Raw genomic sequence first — 19,626 nt, forward strand, 5'->3', positions numbered from 1 at the left:
TCGGAATCAGAATGGCCGGCAACGACTGAGGGCCGGCGACCAGCTATCGGGCGGCTGGGGACACGTTCGGGAGCGGAGGGCCGTCCTGGCCCTGAGGAACGCCTTGGGGAACGCCCTGGGGGACACCGTTGAAGAGGTCGAGGAGCCCGAACGGGGCGCGGTCGCCGAGGCAGAGGTCCAGCATGTCGTGGGCGTCGGCGTAGAAGGGCTCGCTGCGGGGGAACAGCGCCTTCTCGTAGGCGATGAGTGCCGCTTCGACGTCGCCGGGGTGTGCGGCGATCGCCTTGGCGAGTTCGGCGCCGTCGAACATCGCCAGGTTCGCGCCGTCGCCGGACGGCGGCATCAGGTGCGCGGCATCGCCGAGGAGCGTCACGCCGGGCACATGCTCCCATCGGTGACCGTCCGGGAGCGCGTGGATCACGCGCGCGACCGGAGCGGTCTCCCCGTCGGTGATCAGCGCGGTGAGTTCCGGTGCCCACCCGTCGAACTCGGCCGCGACCCGAGCGGTCGCGGCGGCGGCATCGGTGAAGTCGATGCCGGCGATCCACTCGACGGGCCGGTTCAGCTCGACGTACACGTGCAGGATGTTCCCCGCCTCGCGGTGCGCGATGATCCCCTTTCCCGGCGTCAGCGCGTACATCGCGCCGGCGCCGACCGCCTCGGCCGTCGCCGTGTGCCGCTCGTCGGCGTCGTGCAGGTAGGTGTCGATGAACGTCGTGCCGATGTACTCGGGCTTGGCGTCGGAGAGCAGCGGGCGGACCTTCGACCAGGCGCCGTCGGCGCCGACGAGGAGACCGCTGGTCACGGTCGAGCCGTCGGCGAAGGTCAGCTCGTGCCGGCCGTCGCCGAGAGGCCGGACACCGGTGACTCGGCGCCCCCACTGGACCGTCCGGCCGGGCAGGGAGTCGAGCAGGATCCGGCGCAGGTCGCCGCGGAGCACTTCGGGACGCCGCGCCGTGCCGTCGTCGGGGGCGTCGTGCAGCAGCTTGCCGTGCTGGTCGAGCACGCGCAGGGCCTCGGCGCCTTCGTGGATGATCGCGCGGAACTCGCCGGTGAGGCCGGCGTCGGCGAGCGCGCGCTGCCCGTCGTCCTCGTGGATGTCGAGCTGGCCGCCCTGCGTGCGGGACTGTGGCGAGGGGTCGGCCTCGTAGACCGTTGCCGGGATGCCGTGGACGTGCAGGACCCGGGCGAGGGTCAGGCCGCCGAGGCCGGCGCCGACGATGGCGATCGGGTGGTGGCTGGTGTTCATGCGTTTCCTCGTTCCCGTGCGGGGAGCGCCGGGCACCCGCCCGGGACGCTTTATGGACCGATGTTCCATAAGGAGTATGGAACGCGGTTCCAGCGTGTGTCAAAATGGGGTCATGCCACGGACACGAGGAAGAGCACCCGATGGGAAATGGCGTGCCGACGCCCTGTCCCGAGAGATCATCGTCGGCGCGGCCATCGCGCTGCTGGACGAGCTCGGCGAGCGGGGACTCACCTTCCGGCTGCTGGCCAAACAGCTGAACACCGGCCCTGGCGCGCTGTACTGGCACGTGACGAACAAAGACGAACTCGTCGCCCTGGCCGCCGATGAGGTGCTCGGCCACGCCTTCACCGCGCCCCCGCCCCCCGAGGAAAGCGCCGGCGCCGGGCTGCGCGCCCTCGCCATCGCTGTCTTCGACGCCCTCGATCAGCACCCGTGGGCGGCGTCGCACGTCAACGCGCCGCCCACCCTGGCGAACGCGCTGCGCCTGCTCGACCGCATCGGCACCCTCGTCGCACGCACCGGGCTGCCCGCCGAACGGCATTTCGCGGTCTCCACCGCGATCTCGTACTACATCACCGGCGTCAGCGCCCAGATCATCGCCCCCCGCGCCACCGCCGTCGCGGCCACCGACCGCGACGCCTTTCTCGCCCAGACCGCCGAACACTGGGAGAAACTCGACCCCGCCGACTACCCCTTCCTCACCCGCACCACCACGGACCTACGCGACCACGACGACCGCGATCAATTCACCACCGGCCTCGACCTGCTCCTGGACGGCCTGAACACGACCGCGAACCCGTGACCGAAGCCGCCGGCGCGAGGAAGGCGTCGCGGCCGGCGGTGGCGCGGGGGAAATGCGGGCAGGCGACAACGTCGTCGATCGCTACCAGGGGGGACCCGCCTCCCGGCACGGCCACGGCCATGGCCGCCAAGGCGGCCGACCTCGCGGCACATGGCTCCTCAGCGGGTGCCGAGGAACGTCAGCGTACGCTCAAGCAACAGGGCCGTGGCCTTGGCGTCGTAGGAAGGCAGCGAGCTGTCGGCGAACAGATGCTCATCGCCGGGATACAGGTGCAGTTCGGCGTCGGAAGCCTGGCCGACGAGCGCGTGGGCGGCGTCCGCGTCACCCTCGTCGATGAAGACGCGGTCCGCTTCCATGGCGTGGACCCGGACCGGAACCTGTGCCGGCCATGGCCCGAAGAAGGAGCTCGGCACGCAGGCGTGGACGAATACGGCACCACGCGCGCCCGGCCGGGTCTGAGCGAGCTGCTGCGCCGGAAGCACGCCAAGGGAGAACCCGAGGTAGACCAGCGCCGCCGGCGAGTCCGCCGCCGCCCGAGCGCCGCGGTCCAGGAACCCATCGACGCCGATCTGCTCGAAGTACGCCAACCCCGCATCGAGGGTGTCGAAGGTACGGCCGTCGTACAGGTCAGGTGTGTGCACGTCGTGCCCGTGGCCACGGAGATCCTCGGCAAAAGCGATCACACCCGGGGTGAGGCCGAGAGAGTGATGGAACAGCAGCACGTCGGCCATGGCAAGCCTCCAACAATCGCCGGACAGAGACGATCCATCACCCTAACCCGCCGCCGGCCGCGCCTGCCGAGGTCTCGGACGGCCGGTGCGGATCGCGTACAGGTGCCTATGAGGGCGGGCGGGTGCGGGGTCCGCTGTGCACAGGTGAGAACATCGATCATGAGTACGCCTCTGACTTCTATGAGCGAGCGCGAGTACTTCGCCACCATCAGACGCCGACCAGGGATGTTCGTCCTCGGCGGTCGACTGGCAGGCCTGGAGGCATTCCTCGAAGGTTACGACCAGCACGCCAGGCGCCACGGCGGCCCCGGCCTGCAGGGGTGGACGGAATGGCTCATCGGCCGTCGCGGCAAGACCTGCAATCACCACTGGTCAGGACAGGTGCGTCATATCGCCCTGGGCGCCTGGGACCGCTGGGAGTTGTCCACCGAGCAGGAAGAACTCGTCATCGACACCCTGTTCAATCTCCTCGACGAGTACCTCGCCGAACGCGGCGGACTTCCTTCGCCGAGCTGAACTCCTCATCGGCAGTGGCAGGACCGAGTGGTCACCGATCGCGGTCGATGGCAATGCCGGTGCTGTCGGTTATGGTGGTGGCATGGGTTGCTGTGCCGCTGTGAACATCCGCGCCGCCGCTTAGCGGCGGTATCGCGGTTGCCGTGAACCGCGGCCTCCTTGCCTGCCCCGCCGGGGTCAGTGCCGGGGCCTACCGCCGGATCAGTGTCCCGCCGGCAGCCCGATCACGTGTCTCGCAGTGCTGCCGGATCGTCCTGCGTGATCCGGGGAGCACATCCATGTCCCAGCAGTTCCATCCAACGCACCACGATCCTCTTTCTCGTACGTCCGAGGCATTCTCTGCCGACTCCGACGAGCGGGCCGCAGGCACCGAGAGAGCGAAGCCGGACCATGATGTGCGGGCCGAACCCGCCAGGCTTCTCCTGATGGTCGGGCTCCCCGGCGCCGGAAAGACCACCCGGGCCGAAGAACTCGCCGTGGCCCACCGCGCGCTGCGACTGACCCCGGACGAGTGGATGATCTCCCTGTACGACGGGTCGCAGCCCGACGGCAAGCGCGACATCCTGGAAGGACGGCTCATCGCCCTCGCCCTGCAAGCGCTGCGACTGGGCACCAACGTCGTGCTCGACTTCGGACTCTGGAGCCGCGACGAACGGTCGGCACTGCGCTGGCTGGCAACATCGGCCGGGGCAGCCTGCCACGTCATCTACCTGCCCATCGACAAGGACGTCCAACGCGCCCGGATCGCTCACCGTCAGGCGACCGCACCGCACACGACATTTCCGATGAGCGAGGCGGACATCGGCGAATGGCGGAAGCGGTTCCAGGCACCAGATGCCGCCGAAATCCGTGGCGGTGACATCCCCGGTCCGCCACGGGGGTGGCCGGGCTGGCCGGAGTGGGCCGCGGACCGATGGCCCTCGCTTACACACGGCCGGTAGACCGTCGAGCAGCATGTCCACGACGCCGGCGATCCGCCACCCGATCAACCGCATTAATCTACAATGTAAAGGCCATCACTGGTCTCAAAAATCACCGACCACCCCGAAAACCATTGGCAACGATGGCCGAACGCACATAACGGGCCAGGCCGGGGGCGTGCGCGTCGTGGGTGGCGGTGAAACGTGGGTCGGACACGTACAGCTCGCCCAGGCACCGGTGGTGTTCGTGGTCGCAGGTGTAGAACCAGCGACTGATGTGGAGCCGGTGCCGTTCGGCCAGGTCCATAGCCTCCGCGCCGTCGGGCGGCAGACCCCCCTTGAGCGCCGCGACCAGCGCTTCGGTGAGGGCGGCGGCCTCGGCCGTGAGCTCTGCCCAGTCCGCCTTCGTGTAGGAGGCGACGCGGCGGCGGCTCTGCGTGTACGCCTCCGTGCCGCCCCAGCGGCGTTCGACCTCGGCCTCGTGGTCCTCGGGCTGGAAGTCGCCGAACAGCTCCAGGCGCTCCTGCGGGGTCAGGGCGATGCCGAGGGAACGCGCCTGCATCGCCCGCTCGACGGCGGCGATGACCTCACGAAGGCGTTCGGACTTGCGAGTGAGGAGTTCGTGCTGGCGGCGTAGCTGGGTCAGCTCGTCCACGTGAGGGTCGTCGAGGATGACGGCGATCTCGTCGAGAGGGAAGCCGAGCTCCCGGTAGAGGAGGATCTGCTGCAGCCGGATGAGGTCGCCGTCGGTGTAGCGGCGGTAGCCGGCGCTGGTGCGCTCGCCGGGGATGAGCAGGCCGATCTCGTCATAGTGGTGCAGGGTGCGCACGGTGATCCCGGCGAGACCGGACACCTGGCCGACAGACAGACTCATGCCTCCAGGATGGGGCCTCACGTGACGTCAGGCGCAACCGGCCATGCTGGTGGGTGTGAGAGATGATCTGCTGCCGATCGGGCAGTTCGCGCGGCTGGCCCGGTTGAGCGTGAAGCAGTTGCGGCATTACGGCGAGCTGGGGTTGCTGGAGCCGGCGTATGTGGATCCCGATTCGGGATACCGCTACTACCGGGCGTCGCAGGCGAGGGTGGCGCTGTCGATCGGGTTGCTGCGCTCGCTCGACGTGCCGCTGGCGGTGATCGGTGAGGTGCTGTCGGGCGCGTTGGGAGCTCTGGACGAGGTACGGGATTCGCTGCAGGAGGAGCTTGCCCGGCGCAGTCGTACGTTGGCGTCGCTGGAGCGGGTGATGACGCACGGGTTGCCGGCGGCGAACGTGCGGGTGGTGAGTGAGCCCGCTCGGCGGGTGGCGGTGGTGCGGGAGGTGGCGGACGGGCCGCAGGACATCGGGCGGGTGACGTCCGCCGCGGTCGCGCGACTGGTGGGCGGGCCGGCCTCGCGGGCACCTGATGTGCCGGTTCGCCTGGTGGGGCTGTTTCCGATGGACCTGGGAGAGGTGGTGAAGGTCGAGGTGGCGTACGTGCTGGAGGGCGTGGAGGCGTTGACGGGTGGGGCGCGTGCGGAGGTGTTGCCGGGCGGCCGGTTCGCGACCGCCACTCATGTGGGGCCGTACGACCAGATCGGGTTGACGGTGCATGCGGTGCTGGCGTGGTGCGCGGAGCGGCGGCTGCGGATCGGCGGGCCGATCCGGGAGGTGTACGTGTCCGATCCGGCGGTGACGCCGGCTGATGAGCTGGTCACCGAGGTGATGGTGTGTCTGGAGGAGGAGCAGTGAGTCCTGAGTTGGTGACGCGCGGTCCGGTGACGTGCGTGAACGTGTCGGGGATGGGGGAGCCGGGGGGTGCGGAGCATCTGGCCGCGATCCGGGCTCTGTATGCGGTGGCGGCCGGGATGGGGGGGCCGGCGGGGCCGTTGGAGGGGTTGTGGTGGGTGGAGGACGAGCGGCCGGCACTGGAGGTGCCGAGAGGGTTGTGGCGGTGGCATCTGCTGCTGCCGCTGGCGGGGGAGCCGCAGCCGGGGCTGCTGGAGCGGGTTCGGGAGAGGGCGCGGCCGTCGGGGGCGGCGGTGGATCGGGGGCGGGCGGCGACGGGCTGACCGGGCGCGGGGGTGCGTCGGTGCGCGCCCCCGGGGAGGTCGGGGGATCCTGGGGCCGCCGTCAATGGCGGCGATAACTATAACGGTATTGTTATCGGGGTGTGTAGAATCGGACGCATGGTGCGACCCCCGCTGACCCCGCAAGAACGCCTCCGCGGCGAAGAACTCGGCCGGCTGCTGCGTCAGGCCAGAGGCGAGCGCAGCATCATCGAGGTCGCCGCCGCCGCCGGCATGTCCGGCGAAACCCTCCGCAAGATCGAGACAGGCCGGATCGCGACACCGGCCTTCTTCACCATCGCCGCCCTGGCCGTCGTGCTCGACGTGCCCCTCGACCGGCTCGCCGCGGGCGCCGCCCCCGCCGTCCCCACCTGACCCCGGCCAGCACCCCGCGGCAGCACCTCGGGCAGCGCCCCCGTCAGTCGGACCGCTTCGGCTCACGCAGCAGCGGATGCGCCCGCATCGCGACCTCCAGCTCACCCGGCAGCTCGTCCCGGTAGCGCCCCAGCGTCGACAGATCGCTGTGCCCGAGCACCCGCCGCACCGCGTCCATGTCCACGGCATCGGCCAGCAGATGCGTCGCCGTCGTATGCCGCAGCCCGTGCGGCGTCACCGACCGCCGCCGCTCCGGATCGACCTCACGCAGCACCCGGTCGATCACCGCCTGCACGTCCCCGCGCGCCAGCCTGCGCCCCCGCCACGACAGCAGCAGCGCCTTGTCCTGCGTCGCGGGCCTGCCCCGCTGCAGATAGGCCTCCAGCACCGCCGCCACGTCACGGGGGAGCGGCACATCACGAGTCCGGCCGCCCTTGCCGAAGATCCGCCAGTAACGCACGCCGTCATTGGTGTAGAAATCCTCGACATTGGCCCGGACCAGCTCCGACACCCGAGGCCCCAGCGCCGCCAGCAACAACACCACCAGCGCGTCACGCAGCTCCGTGCGCTGATCACGCCGCCGCTCCGGCCGCCGCGGCTCCTCACCCAAGGTCCGGGCCGCGCCGATGAGCCCCTGCGCCTGCTCACGGGTGAGCGCCCGCCGCTCGGGACGCAGCCCCCCGCGCTCCTTGGCGGTCACGGTGGCCAGCGCCATCGGGTTGATCTGCACCCACCCGGCCAACGTCGCGTGCTTGAACAACGCCGAGATCGACCGGCGGAAACGCGCCTGGGACGACGCCGACTGCCGCGAGCCGGCGTCCGTGGTCCGGCGGCCGTCCGGTTTGCGGGCGAACGCGAGCAGGATCGCGTCGACGTCCTCGCCGGTCAGGTCGTCCAGCACCGTCCGCTCCCCGGCCAGCGCCACGAGCGTCGCCACGTCCCGCGCGTAGACCTCGGCCGTCGCCGGGGACAGCGCCCCCGTCAGGGTCTTGGCCCGCACCAGCTCCACATAGCGATCAGCCGCCTCCACCACCGTCAGCCGGTCGAGCTCCGCAGGCCGCACCGTCCCCCCTCACCCTCATGGAGATCCCCATGGAGATCCACGAAGAGACGGTAGCGGCCCGCACCGACAGAATCCTCAGATGTCGCGGAAGGTCTCGATCCGCGCGCCCAGCGCGTTCAGCCGCTCCGCCAGATCCTCGTAACCGCGGTTGATCACGTACACGTTGCGCAGCACCGAGGTGCCCTCGGCGGCCATCATGGCCAGCAGCACCACCACGGCGGGCCGCAGCGCCGGCGGGCACATCATCTCCGCCGACCGCCACCGGGTCGGGCCTTCGACCAGCACCCGGTGCGGGTCCAGCAGCTTCACCGAGGCGCCGAGCCGGGTCAGCTCGGTCAGGTAGATGGCGCGGTTGTCGTACACCCAGTCGTGGATGAGCGTGGAGCCCTGCGCCGCGGCGGCGATCGCCGCGAAGAACGGCACGTTGTCGATGTTGAGGCCGGGGAACGGCATGGGGTGGATCTTGTCGATGGGGGAGGTGAGCTTCGACGGCCGGACGGTCAGGTCGACCAGGCGGGTGCGGCCGTTGGCGGCCGGGTATTCGGCGCTGCGGTCGTGGTCGAGGCCCATCTCCTCCAGCACGGCCAGCTCGATCTCCAGGAACTCGATCGGCACCCGGCAGATCGTCAGCTCCGAGGAGGTGACGACGGCGGCGGCCAGCAGACTCATCGCCTCGACCGGGTCCTCGGAGGGGGAGTAGTCGACGTCGCGTTCGATGGACGGCACGCCGTGGACGGTGAGGGTGGTGGTGCCGATGCCGTCCACGCGCACGCCGAGCTGCTCCAGGAAGAAGCACAGGTCCTGGACCATGTAGTTGGAGGAGGCGTTGCGGATCACCGTCACGCCGTCGTGGCGGGCGGCGGCCAGCAGGGCGTTCTCCGTCACGGTGTCGCCGCGTTCGGTGAGCACGATGGGCCGCGTGGGGGAGGCCTCGTGGTCGACGCGCGCGTGGTAGAAGCCGCCGGTGGCGGTGATGTCCAGGCCGAAGTGCTTCAGGGCCGACATGTGCGGCTGGACGGTGCGGGTGCCGAGGTCGCAGCCACCGGCGTACGGGATCCGGAACTGCTCGGTGCGGTGCATGAGCGGCCCGAGGAACATGATGACGCTGCGGGTGCGGCGGGCCGCCTCGGTGTCCATCGCCTCCAGGTCCAGCCGGGCGGTGGGCACGATCTCCAGGTCGCTGCCCTCGTTGATCCAGCGTGCCCGTACGCCGATGGAGGCGAGCACTTCCAGGATCCGGTAGACCTCCTCGATGCGGGCGACCTTGCGCAGGATCGTCCGCCCGGAGTTGAGGAGGGACGCGCACAGCAGGGCCACGCAGGCGTTCTTCGACGTCTTGACGTCGATGCTGCCTGACAGGCGGCGGCCGCCCACCACCCGCAGGTGCATCGGTCCCGCGTAGCCCAGGGAGACGATCTCGCTGTCGAGCGCTTCGCCGATCCGGGCGATCATCTCAAGACTGATGTTCTGGTTGCCGCGCTCGATCCGGTTGACCGCGCTCTGGCTCGTTGCCAGGGCGTCGGCCAGCTGGAGCTGCGTCCAACCTCGATGCTGGCGCGCATCTCGGATGAGCCGGCCGATTCGCACAAGATAGTCATCTGCCACAAGACGACAACCTATCTCACATATGAGATGGTCTCGCGTTCGACGCGTTCGACGCGCCGGACAACTCCCGATGAACCGCCAGATGCTCCGGAGTCGCCTCCGCCTTCCGCTTCAGCACGAACCCCTCCCGCGCCGCCCGGAACCCGCACCGGTCGTCGAACATGTCCCGGCTCATCTCCGCCAGCTCCTCCACCCGATAGGCGTCCAGCGGCTTACGCCGCTCATCCACCTCCCGCGCCGCCTGCTTCGCCGCCAGCAACCGCTCATAGTTCGGATCCACCGCCAGCCTCTCGGCATACTCCAGAACGGTCCGCTCGAACTCGGGCCGCGTCCCCGCCACCACCTTGTCCGCCAGCCCGATCTCGGCAGCGTCCACCGCAGCGATCGGCAACGCCTCCTGTGTCAACCGCGCCGCCTGCTCCGCACCCACCCGCCGCGGCAGCGCGTACGTCCACAACTCGCTGCCGAACAGCCCCATCGTCCGGTAATGCGGATTAAGCACCACCCCGGCCCGCATGACCACCCGATCGCCGCCCAGCCCCATCATCACCCCGCCCGCACCGGCGTTCCCGCCCACCGACACCACCACCAGCTGACCGGTACACCACAGCACCTCACGGCACACCTGATTGATCGCGTTGATGTTCATCCACGCCTCCATCTCCGGATGACGGGCCGCCTCGATCACGTTCAGATGGATCCCGTTGGAGAACGTCTCACCGCCTCGCACCACCAGCACCCGCGTGTCCTGCGCCACCGCGTACCGCAACGCCGCCGCCAGCCGCCGGCACTGATCGGTCGACATCGCCCCGTTGTAGAAGTCGAAACTCACCACCCCGACCCCTTCGCTGCGGTCATAGGTGATCTCGCTGTATCCCGCCGCCTCCTCGACATCGGCGACCAGATCGCCGAGCACGGCCGCGGCCGGCAGCTTCACCGCACCCGGCTCGTCCAGCCGCAGATGGCCGACCCACACCGTGCCGTCACCGGTGCACACGAGCACCGCGCCCTCACGCCGCCCCACCACCGCACCCGGCTCCCCGGCCACCACCGGCCCCCGGTACACGTCGAACACCCGCACCGCCAGCCCGCACAGCGTGGCCCGGCCGCCCGGCGCCCCGTCGGCCGCCCGCACCCGCCGCAGCACCGTCTCCGTCGGCGCCGCCCAGGACACGTCCCGATCGGCGTGCCGCATCGCCGGCCGCAGCCGCCCCACCACCTCCGGGCGGCGCGGGTCCAGCGGCGTGGGCACGAACGCCGGGTCCGCCGCCTTGGCCGCCACCTCCAGCACCAGCTCCACCGCGGCCTCGGCCACCGGCCCGTTGTACAGCGCCGACTTGCGCGGCGGCTCCGCCGGCATCGGGAACATCCGGTAGCCCCAGATCGGGCCGGCGTCCATCTCCTCCACCGCCTGCAGCGCGGTCACGCCCCATTCGGGTTCGGCGTCGGCGATGGCCCAGTCCAGCGACGACGGGCCCCGGTCGCCGGGCGGCCCCGGGTGGATGATGATCGTGCGCTGCGTCTGCCACAGCCGCGCCGGCACCTTCTCCTTCAGGAACGGGCAGATCACCAGATCCGGCTTGGCCAGCTCGGCCGCCTCGAGCATCACCCGCTCCGACAGCGCCAGCTCCACGCTGACGTCGTGACCGGCCCGGCGTAGCTCCAGCCAGGCGCGCTGGGTCAGGCCGTTGAACGAGGAGCAGAGAAGCAGGATACGCAAGGGGAGATTCCTTCTGAGGGGATCGGACGGGGGACAGGGGCGGTCAGACGGCGCGGGGCCGCCGCGGGGGAGCCCACCGGCCCCAGCCGTTTACGGCAGCCCCATATGACCCGTTCATCCGTCGATGCTGACATGGCCGAGCAAGCCCTGCTGACATATCACGACAAAAAGCCGCCCGTGTTGACCCTATTAGTCCACTTTTGTCGGGTATTTCCTCGCGAAGTGTGGTGAATCTCCGCATCTCACCCCATCCCACCGCACAGCCGAAAACCACCACACTCCGTACGACCCCACCTCGCGAACGGTCACCATCCCGACCCGTCCACGCCAACCTGAACCGACGAAGACCCGGCCGCGCCGATCCGGCCCAGGGGAGTGCCCGGACGGGCCGCACAAGCCTGGGTACGTGAAACCGCCGCACGACAGCCGGGCCGCGCCAGCCTCTGGCGCACGAACCAGTGACATCAGGGTTTCGGCGCACTCAGAGGCAGGACATCATCGTCATCGCATGCTTCCGGCGCCGCCGAGTCATCGCCCACCTCGACACGCGTCGCAGTGACGTCTCCCAACAACGGGAAGGTCAGCAAACATGTCGACACATCGCCCCAAAGGCACCCTGAAAATCGTCTTCACCACGGAAGATCTCGCACTGACCCGGATCGCGAACCGGGCCGATCTCATGTGGGAGATGATGGGCAGCCTCCACCGCCTGCAAATCCGTGACGGCGGCGCGACCATGGACTCATGGCGACGCCAGGCCCACCTCCGGCTGACGGAAACCGGCCTGCTCCCATCCGTGCGCGCGCTCCTGCTGCCACTCGCACCGCGCGGCCCGTATTTCCCCGACTTCCTGACCCCCATCGAAGCCCAGCTATCCGACGAGAACGCGATCCAGGCACTTCTGGACACCCCGCGCGCCCGTATCCAGCACGAACTCGACCTCCTGCGCCACAGCACGGGCTTGGCCTCCGCCGACCTGGAGGACCTCGCACGAGGTAACCCGCAGACCATCGCAAGACTCGGAAACCTCGCCGCCGCCTACTGCGACACCATCCTCACCCCACGACGCCCCGCGATCGACCGCATCCTGGCCCAGGAGCGCGCCATCCTGCTGCGCCACCTCAGCATGGACGGCATCGAACAGACGCTCGCCCACCTGAAGCCCACGATCCGCTGGCGCCCTCCCACCCTCGAAGTGGACTATCCGCCCGGGCTAGACCGGGAAATCCACCTCCGGGGACGAGGGCTGACGTTGATCCCGACCTACTTCTGCCGAGCCAACCCCGTCGCCCTCGTCGACCACCGATTACCTCCCGTGCTGGCCTATCCCGCTCCCCACCGGCGCCCCCCGGACACCGGCGCCACAGACGCCCTGGCAGCACTGCTGGGGCGAACCCGAGCCGAGATCCTGCACCGCATCGCCCTAACCCCCGGCGGCTGCAGCACCACCGAACTGGCTCGCCGGACAGGGGTCTCGCAGGCCACGGCGAGCGAGCACGCCCAGGTGCTCCGCCAGGCCAAGCTGATCACCAGCGTCCGGCAGGCCAACCTGATGCTCCACCACCCGACCCGGCTCGGCAACGAACTCCTCACCGAGGCGCGAGACCCGCACAGCGGACGGACCCTTTAGATGGACTCATCCATTGGGGTTTTGGATGTACACGATTTCGTCGGTTTCGATTTTGTGCCAGCCCGGGCCCCAATTGTAGTAACCGTCGTCCCGCCCGCCCCACAGTCGGCTGTCGATGTAAACTCTCCTGGTCGTCCCCGGACCTACGTGGACACCGTCGACGTCCCCCCATCCCTGAGTGTTCTGCCCGCCGTAGAGGTAGCGGATGTTCCCGTTGATGTCCCCCCAGTCCATGGTGACGGAAATGGTGTCCGGGCTGTAGTTGTAGACGAGGCCGCACATCGTGCCGATGCAGCCTCCCAGGGTCGTCACCGGGTCGGCGCTCTCGCTCGCAACGGCGTCCGCGCCCTGGTCCGGTCCGGTCACGGCGGCAGAGGCCGGAGTCCCGGAGGCGAGTAACGCGAGGGCCGTGAAGAGAATGGCGCTCATGGACGAATACGCTCTGGTCTTACTTGGCATGAATACCCCCGTGTTTCCTTTTTTGGGTGATTGAGCCCCATCGTAGGTATTCATGAGAAGCCCGGTCAGGGTCATTCGGTTACGGCCGAATGACCCTGGTCACGTTCTGGCATGCCTGCGAACCGGCCCACAGCCCGCCGGTAGGTGACCGGTCCGGGGCTGCTCGGCGCGGAGCCCGCCATCAGGGGGAGAGTGTGCCGCTCGGCACTCGCGGTCCGCCGCCGCGGAGGCGATGGCAGCCATAAGTGCCTATACCAGACAGAAGCTGGATTCTGTCTGGTATAGGCACCTTTGGGGTGTTTTGGTGGAGTTAGAGGCGGTTGACGAAGCGGGTGGCTGCGCGGTGGCTCATGCCGGTCTCGCCGCGTACGAGGAAGACGGCTTCCTGGATCTGACCCATCGCCTTCATCTCACGCGCCTGATCGACCAGGCCGGGGTTGGGGGTGAGGCTGTTGCGGGGGCTGCGGGTCATTCGCACGGCCAGGAGGATCAGGAGGATGATCACCGCCGTGACGACGACGGTGAGGGCGACGAGACCGCCGGTGGAGATCGCCAGGCTGGGCATGACCCGATCGTATCGCCGTTTCGGCGGGCTGATCAGAGGCGTTCTCGCCAGTGAGACCGCGCGGTCACAGGCTGTCGACGAACAGGGTGGCGCTGGGCTCGTCCATGCCGGTCTCGCCGCGTACCAGGAGGACGGCCTGCTCGGCGCGGCCCGCCTCCTTGAGCTCGCGGACCCGGGAGGCAAGGTCGGCCTGCGGCCGGGCGGGCCGCCGGGCGATGGCGGGCGGGTAGTGGATGGGGTAGCCGGCGGCGAGTCCGTCGACGGCTTCCTTGGCCTGCTTGAGGCTGAGGTCGGTGTGCTCGCGCAGGAGTTTGATCGCTTGGATCTTCTTGTCCTGCCTGATCAGGTCGTGCAGGGCGCCGTCGAGCTCCTCGGCTGACGGCCGGGGCGCGGGCATCGCCGGGCGCCGGTCCGTCGTGTCGCCGCGCCGGCGGTTGAGGGCGATGACGCCGGCGCCGATGGCGACGATCAGGACGGTGGCGATGATCAGCAGCTCGGTCACCGAGAGTCCCATGGGCTGGATCGTAGCGCGCTGGGTCGGGCCGTTGGGTGCTTCTTGAAGCGTGCGTTTGAGGTGGTTCGGGCGTATCTGCGTTTGCTCGATAATAAACATTATGTCAAGTAGACGGTTCTGGAGGGGGGTGGGGGCTCCCCTGGGGTGGTGTGGCTCGCGTGTCGGCCCGGCGCACCGATGCCGGTCAGATATGCCCGTTTGGGCCGAGCCGGATGTGGATCCTGTGAGATGCGTTACCTCACGGTGCGTGAGCGCGCCGATGAGATCCGCTGTTTCGCACGTGGCGGTGACCGTTTCGTGTGAGAGTTGGTAACTTTCGTGTCGGAGGTGTCAGGGCTGGTCACTGTGGGTACGGTCCGTGCCGTTTGAGATCTTGGGTGGGGTTCTGGGGGCCACTCCCCTGGTTCGCGGAATTGCGCCGCCGGATGCGCCGCGTGCTTGACAGCACCTCTGACTTGTCGTTGATTCGCTGTCTTTGGCGCGGTGTGGCGTTTAGGGTGGTCTTCTGCTATCGCGCCGCGAGAGGAGCAGCACGTGGGAAACGAGTCTGTGTTATGTACGGTGTGCCAGGGGGTTCTCCCCGCATCGGGCCGTGAGGCGTACACGTCACTGCGTGGGCGGTTGATCGTGACGAATGGCTACTGCGCGGGTGGCTGCGCCGAACGGCGTGGCGAGCGGGCCCGGTTGGCTCAGCAGTCGCAGCAGCAGGAAGAGCAGCAGCAGGTGCGCCCGGTCGCGCCGGTGCCGCCGGCCGGTCCGGTGCGCGGGCAGCAGATTCCGGTGGCTCCCGGGATGTCCCGCTGAGGTGCCGCCGCCGGGTGGGGCGGTGGTGCTGAGGTGTTGTCGGCGGCCGTGGGCCGCCAGTGGTCGCGGGTCTGTACGACCAGACCGTCACGGTTGAAGCGGGCGAAGACGCCGCCTGCGGTGGTGACGGGCTGGTCGTTTTCTTGTGCCGGGGCCTTCGGGGTCAGCGGGGGGTCAGCACGCAGAACTCGTTGCCGTCGGGGTCGGCCATCGGCACCCCGTGGGTGTCGTGCCGGTCGATGTCGAGGCGGGTGGCGCCGAGGGAGATGAGGCGCTCGACCTCGGCTTGCTGGTCGCCGTGTGCGGGTGGGGCGAGGTCGAAGTGGAGCCGGTTCTTTCCGGTCTTGAGCTCGACGGGCGGGCCGCCCCAGGTGACCTTGGGGCCGCCGTGCGGTGAGCGGATGGCGGTCTCCTCGTCCTGGTCCCAGACGAGTGGCCAGTCGAGTGCTCGGCTCCAGAAGTAGCCGACCTGCTGGGTGCCGTCGCCGGAGAGTGCTCCGATGAGGCCGCAGTCGGCGAGGAACTTGTTGTCGGGTCCGACGATGCAGAACTCGTTGCCTTCGGGGTCGGCGAGGACGATGTGGTCTTCTTCGGGGAGTTGGCCGACGTCGAGGTGCTGGGCGCCGAGTTCGAGTGCTCTGGCCACCTTGTGCTGCTGGTCTTCCAGGGAGGTGCTGGTCAGGTCGAAGTGGACCCGGTTGGGCCCGGTTCTCTTGTCGTGCGTGGGGAGCCATCGGATGTGAAATCCGGTGTCGTCGTCGGGCAGGGTGGTGATGCCGCTGTGGGGGTCGTCGGACAGTTCCCAGCCGAGGAATTCTGCCCAGAAGCGCGCGAGGCGGGGTGGGTCGTTCGCGTCGAAGCAGAGGGCGAAGAGGTGCGACGTCATGGCGCATCTCCAATCTGTTGGCTGACGGGCGCGGCCGGGCAGGTCTTGCCCGGCGCCTGACGGGCGCCACGCTAGACCGCCGCCTGACGGCGGCGCCAACGAATTTCGCCCGAGGCGGGTGGGGTCAGCGGGTGTAGGGGCGGGTGGCGGTGACGGCGGTGACGGGCAGGGGGCCGTACAGGTGGGGGAAGCCGTTCTCGGTGCGGATGTCGAGGCCGGTGGGGTCGATGTCGAGGATGAGCAGGGGTTCGGTGAGGTGGCTGTAGAAGGTGGTGTGGACGCCGTGGAGTTGGTCGAGGTCGCGGCTGCAGTGGATGAAGCCTTCTTGGTCGAGGGTGCGGCCGAGGGTGGAGATGCGGTACTCCCCCGTGTGCTGGGCGTGGGTCCAGTCGGTGGTGAGTGCCAGGTGGTGGATGGTCATGGCGTCCATTCGGTGGCGAGCATGGCGTAGATCATTTCTGAGGACCATTCGCCTTTGACGTGTCCGTTGTCGATGAGGTGGGCTTCGCGGCGCATGCCGAGTTTTTCCAGGACGCGGGCGGAGGCGGTGTTGCGGGCGTCGAGGCGGCCGACGATGCGGTGCAGGCCGAGGTGGTCGAAGCCGAGGCGGAGCATTTCGCGGGCGGCTTCGGGGGCGTAGCCGTGGCCGTGGTGGGTGGGGTTGAGGATGTAGCCGATCTCGCCTTGGCGGTGTTCTTGGCTGGTCCAGATGAGCAGGCAGTTGCCGATGAGGTCGCCGGTGTCGCGCTGGGTGATGGCGAGGTCGATGGCGTCGCCTTCGTGGAGCAGGGCGGTGCGGGAGATCTTCTTGTCGAGGAAGGTGCGGGTGGTGTCGAGGTCGCGGGGCCCCCAATAGAGGTGGCGGGTGACGTCGGGGCGGGATTCGTAGGCGTACAGGGGGTGGAGGTCGTGGGGGGTGAAGGGGCGCAGGAGGAGGCGATCGGTGGTGATCGGGTAATCAGGTTTGAGCACCGGCGCAGTGTAGAGGGGCGGCTGGGCAGGGTGCGAGGCGTTTTCGCAGGGGGCGGTGAGCAGGGTGTGCAGGTGGTGGGTGGGGCGTGAGGTGGGCGGCGAGGTCGGTGTGGCTGTTTCAGTGGCGGAAGGGGGCGAGTTCGGTGTCGATGAGCTGGGCGAAGGCTTCGGCGAGGAGGTGGGCGTGGCGTCGGCGGCCGCGTTCCTGGGTGGTCATGGGGTGGCGGCGAGGTTGAGGACGACGACGCCGCCGATGATGAGGAGGATGCCGCCGATTTTGAATGGGGTGAGGCTTTCGCCCATGAAGGCGGCGCCGATGAGGGCGATGAGGGCGGTGCCGGCGCCGGCCCAGACGGCGTAGGCGGTGCCCATGTCGAGCTGCAGTTTGAGTGCCTGGGCGAGCAGGATGAAGGAGGTGATGTAGCCGAGGGCGGTGAGGGTGGTCCAGCCGAGGTGGGTGAAGCCGTCGCTGAGTTTGAGTGCGGTGGTGGCGGTGACTTCGCTGGCGATGGCGAGGGCGAGCAGGAGCCAGGGCATGGGGCCCTCTCTGGGATTGTGGTACGGGCGTGCCAGTTTAGGGTGGGCGGGTTGAAAAGGGAGTCGAATGCGTGTTCCACTGGGCGGGTGGGCTGGGATGCGTTACCTCTGGTGGACGCCGTCGATGAGCGGCCGCTGATCGAGCGGCGGGCCGTGGTGCGTGACGGGTTCTATGAGATGCAGGTCCGCACGGTGATCGAGCGGGTGCCGGGGTCCGCGGGCATCGCGCAGCGGTGGGCGGTGTCCCCCTACCGTGGTTGCGCCCATGCTTGCCGCGGCTGCGGTGCCCGCGGCGGGCATCGCCGGTTGGGGCTGGACGCGGGGGTGGATTTCGACACGCGGGTCGTGGTGAAGGCGAACGCGGTGGAGCGGCTGGGCGTCGAGTTGGGCCGGTGGGGTGGTGAGGCGCTGGCGGTGGGGGTGAGTGGTGACTGTTATCAGGAGGCGGAGCGTACGTACCGGTTGATGCCGGGGATCGTGGCGGCGCTGGCGGGGGCGGCGGTGCCGTTCACGGTGTATACGAGGAGTCCGCTGGTGCTGCGGGACGCGGCGTTGCTGGCGCGGGCGGGTGCGCAGGTGGCGGTGTCGATCGCGTTCGTGGACGAGCGGATCCGGCGGGCGGTGGAGCCGGGTGCGGTGGGTGCGCAGGCGCGGCTGGAGTTGGTGGCGTCGCTGGTGGAGGCGGGGGTGGAGTGCCGGGTGCTGATGGCTCCGGTGTTGCCGTTGCTGAGTGATGGGGCGGATCAGCTGGAGGCGACGGTGCGGCGGATCGCGGCGGCGGGTGCGGTGGCGGTGGAGCCGGTGGTGTTGCGGTTGCCGGTGGGGACGCGGGCGTGGTTCGTGGAGTGGCTGGGGCGGGCGCGTCCGGAGTTGGTGGGGCGTTATGAGGAGCTGTATGACGGGGCGGGGTTCCCCTCCCCCGATTATGAGCGGCGGATCTTGGGGCAGATCGGGCAGTTGGGCCGGCGCTACGGGGTGCCGGTGGGGTCGGTGGTGGCGCGGGTGCGGGAGCCGCGGTTTCCGCAGTTGACTGTGGTGTGACGCGGGGAGGTTGCATCCCTTGCTCCGGCGTGTGTCCTGACTGGTGTGGTTTGTGGGGCCTCGTGCTGAGGTAGAGCACTACTCAGAGTCACGTTCCGGACGCCGTGGGTGTCCGGGCGGGGTGAGGGGGTGGTGGCATGAGCGCGGTCACGCCGCAGGCGGGGGTCGACGAGGTTCACATTCTGTGGACGTCGGAGGGCATGAGCTGTGACGGGGACACGGTGTCGGTCACGGCCGCGGGGCTGCCGAGCATCGAGGAGGTGCTGCTCGGGTTGGTGCCGGGGTTGCCGAAGGTGCATCTGCACAACAAGGTGCTGGCGCCGGAGGTGGGCGCGGAGTTCATGGCGGCCTTCCATCGGGCGGCGGAGGGTGAGCTGGGGCCGTACATCTTCGTGGTGGAGGGGTCGATCCCGAACGAGCACATCAACGGCGAGGGGTTCTGGACGTCGATGGGCAATGATCCGGTGACGGGTCAGCCGATCACGGTGAACGAGTGGATCGACAGGCTGGCGCCGGGTGCGTGGGCTGTGGTGGCGATCGGCACGTGTGCGGCGTACGGCGGTATTCATGCGATGGCGGGTAATCCGACGGGGAGCATGGGGCTGGCGGATTATCTCGGGGAGGGGTTCCGGTCGGCGGGTGGGTTGCCGATCGTGAACGTGCCGGGGTGCCCGGTGCAGCCGGACAATTTCATGGAGACGCTGACCTGGTTGCTGTATCAGGTGGCGGGGCTGGCGCCGATGATTCCGCTGGATCGGCAGTTGCGGCCGACGTGGTTGTTCGGCAAGACGGTGCACGAGGGGTGTGACCGGGCGGGTTATTACGAGCAGGGGGATTTCGCGCGGGATTACAACTCGCCGAAGTGCCAGGTGCGGATCGGCTGCTGGGGGCCGGTGGTGAACTGCAATGTCACCAAGCGCGGCTGGATGGACGGTATCGGTGGGTGCCCGAATGTGGGCGGGATCTGTATCGGCTGCACGATGCCTGGTTTTCCGGACAAGTTCATGCCGTTCATGGATGAGCCGCCGGGCGGGTCTTTGTCGGCGGGGATGGCGTCGATGTACGGGGGGTTGGTGCGCAGTCTTCGGGCGATCACCAACAAGTCGGCCAACAAGGAGCCGAAGTGGCGGCACAACGGCCGGCGATTGACGAGCGGCTACGATCCCCGCTGGCGGGGCTAGAAGGGGGGACGT

The 19,626-nt window shown here is 69.1% G+C and carries 23 protein-coding genes; 10 read left to right on the top strand and 13 right to left on the bottom strand.

Annotated features, from left to right (window positions below; all coding sequences use genetic code 11):
- Positions 1-43 precede the first annotated feature (43 nt).
- Positions 44-1,249, bottom strand: coding sequence for an FAD-dependent oxidoreductase (locus tag IEY87_RS22275; RefSeq protein ID WP_189140656.1), 1,206 nt, complete (start codon positions 1,247-1,249; stop codon positions 44-46).
- A 112-nt stretch (positions 1,250-1,361) separates the two neighbouring features.
- On the opposite strand from IEY87_RS22275, the gene IEY87_RS22280 reads away from it, so the two are divergent.
- The gene (locus tag IEY87_RS22280) at positions 1,362-2,051 is read left to right on the top strand and encodes a TetR/AcrR family transcriptional regulator C-terminal domain-containing protein (protein WP_189140657.1); all 690 of its coding nucleotides are present in this window, start codon (positions 1,362-1,364) and stop codon (positions 2,049-2,051) included.
- Positions 2,052-2,209: 158 nt separating this feature from the next.
- Here IEY87_RS22280 and IEY87_RS22285 read toward each other — a convergent pair whose 3' ends face one another.
- Positions 2,210-2,782: a dienelactone hydrolase family protein gene (locus tag IEY87_RS22285; protein ID WP_189140658.1), complete on the bottom strand. Its 573-nt coding sequence runs from the start codon at positions 2,780-2,782 to the stop codon at positions 2,210-2,212.
- Between the two features lie 180 nt (positions 2,783-2,962).
- Between IEY87_RS22285 and IEY87_RS22290 the strand changes: the two genes are divergently transcribed.
- Both IEY87_RS22290 and IEY87_RS22295 read left to right on the top strand, forming a co-directional pair.
- Positions 2,963-3,298, top strand: coding sequence for a hypothetical protein (locus IEY87_RS22290; protein ID WP_225277246.1), 336 nt, complete (start codon positions 2,963-2,965; stop codon positions 3,296-3,298).
- A gap of 425 nt (positions 3,299-3,723) precedes the next feature.
- On the top strand, positions 3,724-4,239 hold the full coding sequence (locus tag IEY87_RS22295) for a P-loop nucleotide/nucleoside kinase family protein (protein WP_189140660.1): 516 nt from the start codon (positions 3,724-3,726) through the stop codon (positions 4,237-4,239).
- Between the two features lie 91 nt (positions 4,240-4,330).
- Here the strand turns inward: IEY87_RS22295 and IEY87_RS22300 are convergent, their stop codons facing one another.
- Positions 4,331-5,092, bottom strand: coding sequence for a MerR family transcriptional regulator (locus tag IEY87_RS22300; protein WP_189140661.1), 762 nt, complete (start codon positions 5,090-5,092; stop codon positions 4,331-4,333).
- Between the two features lie 55 nt (positions 5,093-5,147).
- Between IEY87_RS22300 and IEY87_RS22305 the strand changes: the two genes are divergently transcribed.
- The 3 genes from IEY87_RS22305 to IEY87_RS22315 all read left to right on the top strand — a co-directional run bounded on the left by IEY87_RS22305 (position 5,148) and on the right by IEY87_RS22315 (position 6,637).
- Positions 5,148-5,945: a MerR family transcriptional regulator gene (locus tag IEY87_RS22305; protein WP_225277247.1), complete on the top strand. Its 798-nt coding sequence runs from the start codon at positions 5,148-5,150 to the stop codon at positions 5,943-5,945.
- Positions 5,942-6,265, top strand: coding sequence for a hypothetical protein (locus tag IEY87_RS22310; RefSeq protein WP_189140663.1), 324 nt, complete (start codon positions 5,942-5,944; stop codon positions 6,263-6,265). Before IEY87_RS22305 ends, IEY87_RS22310 begins: the two co-directional genes overlap by 4 nt.
- 117 nt (positions 6,266-6,382) lie before the next feature.
- A complete protein-coding gene (locus IEY87_RS22315; RefSeq protein WP_189140664.1) occupies positions 6,383-6,637 on the top strand; it encodes a helix-turn-helix domain-containing protein in 255 nt (84 codons plus the stop codon).
- A 43-nt stretch (positions 6,638-6,680) separates the two neighbouring features.
- On the opposite strand, the gene IEY87_RS22320 is transcribed toward IEY87_RS22315, so the two are convergent.
- The 3 genes from IEY87_RS22320 to IEY87_RS22330 form a co-directional block, all read right to left on the bottom strand.
- Complete coding sequence (locus IEY87_RS22320; RefSeq protein ID WP_189140665.1) at positions 6,681-7,700, bottom strand: tyrosine-type recombinase/integrase; 1,020 nt, start codon at positions 7,698-7,700, stop codon at positions 6,681-6,683.
- A 75-nt stretch (positions 7,701-7,775) separates the two neighbouring features.
- Positions 7,776-9,287 (bottom strand): helix-turn-helix domain-containing protein, encoded by a 1,512-nt coding sequence (locus IEY87_RS22325; RefSeq protein WP_225277248.1) that lies wholly within the window; start codon positions 9,285-9,287, stop codon positions 7,776-7,778.
- Between the two features lie 34 nt (positions 9,288-9,321).
- Positions 9,322-11,025, bottom strand: coding sequence for an enoyl-CoA hydratase-related protein (locus tag IEY87_RS22330; RefSeq protein ID WP_189140667.1), 1,704 nt, complete (start codon positions 11,023-11,025; stop codon positions 9,322-9,324).
- Between the two features lie 589 nt (positions 11,026-11,614).
- Between IEY87_RS22330 and IEY87_RS22335 the strand changes: the two genes are divergently transcribed.
- A complete protein-coding gene (locus IEY87_RS22335; RefSeq protein ID WP_189140668.1) occupies positions 11,615-12,655 on the top strand; it encodes an ArsR/SmtB family transcription factor in 1,041 nt (346 codons plus the stop codon).
- 6 nt (positions 12,656-12,661) lie between these two features.
- Here the strand turns inward: IEY87_RS22335 and IEY87_RS22340 are convergent, their stop codons facing one another.
- The 3 genes from IEY87_RS22340 to IEY87_RS22350 all read right to left on the bottom strand — a co-directional run bounded on the left by IEY87_RS22340 (position 12,662) and on the right by IEY87_RS22350 (position 14,193).
- On the bottom strand, positions 12,662-13,084 hold the full coding sequence (locus IEY87_RS22340; RefSeq protein ID WP_189140669.1) for a hypothetical protein: 423 nt from the start codon (positions 13,082-13,084) through the stop codon (positions 12,662-12,664).
- A 340-nt stretch (positions 13,085-13,424) separates the two neighbouring features.
- The gene (locus tag IEY87_RS22345; RefSeq protein WP_189140670.1) at positions 13,425-13,679 is read right to left on the bottom strand and encodes a hypothetical protein; all 255 of its coding nucleotides are present in this window, start codon (positions 13,677-13,679) and stop codon (positions 13,425-13,427) included.
- Between the two features lie 64 nt (positions 13,680-13,743).
- Positions 13,744-14,193, bottom strand: coding sequence for a ribosomal protein L7/L12 (locus IEY87_RS22350; RefSeq protein WP_189140671.1), 450 nt, complete (start codon positions 14,191-14,193; stop codon positions 13,744-13,746).
- A 621-nt stretch (positions 14,194-14,814) separates the two neighbouring features.
- On the opposite strand from IEY87_RS22350, the gene IEY87_RS22355 reads away from it, so the two are divergent.
- Entirely contained in the window at positions 14,815-14,997 is a 183-nt protein-coding gene (locus tag IEY87_RS22355) for a hypothetical protein (RefSeq protein WP_189140672.1), read from the top strand.
- A 163-nt stretch (positions 14,998-15,160) separates the two neighbouring features.
- Here IEY87_RS22355 and IEY87_RS22360 read toward each other — a convergent pair whose 3' ends face one another.
- The 4 genes from IEY87_RS22360 to IEY87_RS22375 form a co-directional block, all read right to left on the bottom strand.
- Positions 15,161-15,883, bottom strand: coding sequence for a VOC family protein (locus IEY87_RS22360; RefSeq protein ID WP_189140673.1), 723 nt, complete (start codon positions 15,881-15,883; stop codon positions 15,161-15,163).
- 124 nt (positions 15,884-16,007) lie between these two features.
- Positions 16,008-16,304 (bottom strand): DUF952 domain-containing protein, encoded by a 297-nt coding sequence (locus tag IEY87_RS22365; RefSeq protein ID WP_189140674.1) that lies wholly within the window; start codon positions 16,302-16,304, stop codon positions 16,008-16,010.
- Complete coding sequence (locus IEY87_RS22370) at positions 16,301-16,855, bottom strand: GNAT family N-acetyltransferase (protein WP_189140675.1); 555 nt, start codon at positions 16,853-16,855, stop codon at positions 16,301-16,303. Before IEY87_RS22370 ends, IEY87_RS22365 begins: the two co-directional genes overlap by 4 nt.
- A gap of 213 nt (positions 16,856-17,068) precedes the next feature.
- Positions 17,069-17,392 carry a DMT family transporter gene (locus tag IEY87_RS22375; protein WP_189140676.1) on the bottom strand — a complete coding sequence of 108 codons (324 nt, stop codon included), beginning with the start codon at positions 17,390-17,392 and terminating at the stop codon, positions 17,069-17,071.
- Between the two features lie 111 nt (positions 17,393-17,503).
- Here IEY87_RS22375 and IEY87_RS22380 point away from each other — a divergent pair, with 111 nt between their 5' ends.
- Positions 17,504-18,433 carry a radical SAM protein gene (locus tag IEY87_RS22380; protein ID WP_225277249.1) on the top strand — a complete coding sequence of 310 codons (930 nt, stop codon included), beginning with the start codon at positions 17,504-17,506 and terminating at the stop codon, positions 18,431-18,433.
- A gap of 137 nt (positions 18,434-18,570) precedes the next feature.
- The gene (locus tag IEY87_RS22385) at positions 18,571-19,614 is read left to right on the top strand and encodes an NADH-quinone oxidoreductase subunit B family protein (protein ID WP_189140677.1); all 1,044 of its coding nucleotides are present in this window, start codon (positions 18,571-18,573) and stop codon (positions 19,612-19,614) included.
- Positions 19,615-19,626: the final 12 nt, after the last annotated feature.

Source organism: Nonomuraea glycinis (genome assembly GCF_014646515.1).
Classification (GTDB): Bacteria; Actinomycetota; Actinomycetes; order Streptosporangiales; family Streptosporangiaceae; genus Nonomuraea; species Nonomuraea glycinis.

Bases quoted from the DNA above. Each gene is read 5' to 3' on its own strand.
- IEY87_RS22300 (WP_189140661.1), bottom strand. From the start codon at position 5,092: ATGAGTCTGTCTGTCGGCCAGGTGTCCGGTCTCGCCGGGATCACCGTG.
- IEY87_RS22315 (WP_189140664.1), top strand. From the start codon at position 6,383: ATGGTGCGACCCCCGCTGACCCCGCAAGAACGCCTCCGCGGCGAAGAA.
- IEY87_RS22335 (WP_189140668.1), top strand. From the start codon at position 11,615: ATGTCGACACATCGCCCCAAAGGCACCCTGAAAATCGTCTTCACCACG.
- IEY87_RS22275 (WP_189140656.1), bottom strand. From the start codon at position 1,249: ATGAACACCAGCCACCACCCGATCGCCATCGTCGGCGCCGGCCTCGGC.
- IEY87_RS22290 (WP_225277246.1), top strand. From the start codon at position 2,963: ATGAGCGAGCGCGAGTACTTCGCCACCATCAGACGCCGACCAGGGATG.
- IEY87_RS22385 (WP_189140677.1), top strand. From the start codon at position 18,571: ATGAGCGCGGTCACGCCGCAGGCGGGGGTCGACGAGGTTCACATTCTG.
- IEY87_RS22375 (WP_189140676.1), bottom strand. From the start codon at position 17,392: ATGCCCTGGCTCCTGCTCGCCCTCGCCATCGCCAGCGAAGTCACCGCC.
- IEY87_RS22340 (WP_189140669.1), bottom strand. From the start codon at position 13,084: ATGAGCGCCATTCTCTTCACGGCCCTCGCGTTACTCGCCTCCGGGACT.
- IEY87_RS22360 (WP_189140673.1), bottom strand. From the start codon at position 15,883: ATGACGTCGCACCTCTTCGCCCTCTGCTTCGACGCGAACGACCCACCC.
- IEY87_RS22345 (WP_189140670.1), bottom strand. From the start codon at position 13,679: ATGCCCAGCCTGGCGATCTCCACCGGCGGTCTCGTCGCCCTCACCGTC.
- IEY87_RS22280 (WP_189140657.1), top strand. From the start codon at position 1,362: ATGCCACGGACACGAGGAAGAGCACCCGATGGGAAATGGCGTGCCGAC.
- IEY87_RS22350 (WP_189140671.1), bottom strand. From the start codon at position 14,193: ATGGGACTCTCGGTGACCGAGCTGCTGATCATCGCCACCGTCCTGATC.
- IEY87_RS22365 (WP_189140674.1), bottom strand. From the start codon at position 16,304: ATGACCATCCACCACCTGGCACTCACCACCGACTGGACCCACGCCCAG.
- IEY87_RS22295 (WP_189140660.1), top strand. From the start codon at position 3,724: ATGGTCGGGCTCCCCGGCGCCGGAAAGACCACCCGGGCCGAAGAACTC.
- IEY87_RS22285 (WP_189140658.1), bottom strand. From the start codon at position 2,782: ATGGCCGACGTGCTGCTGTTCCATCACTCTCTCGGCCTCACCCCGGGT.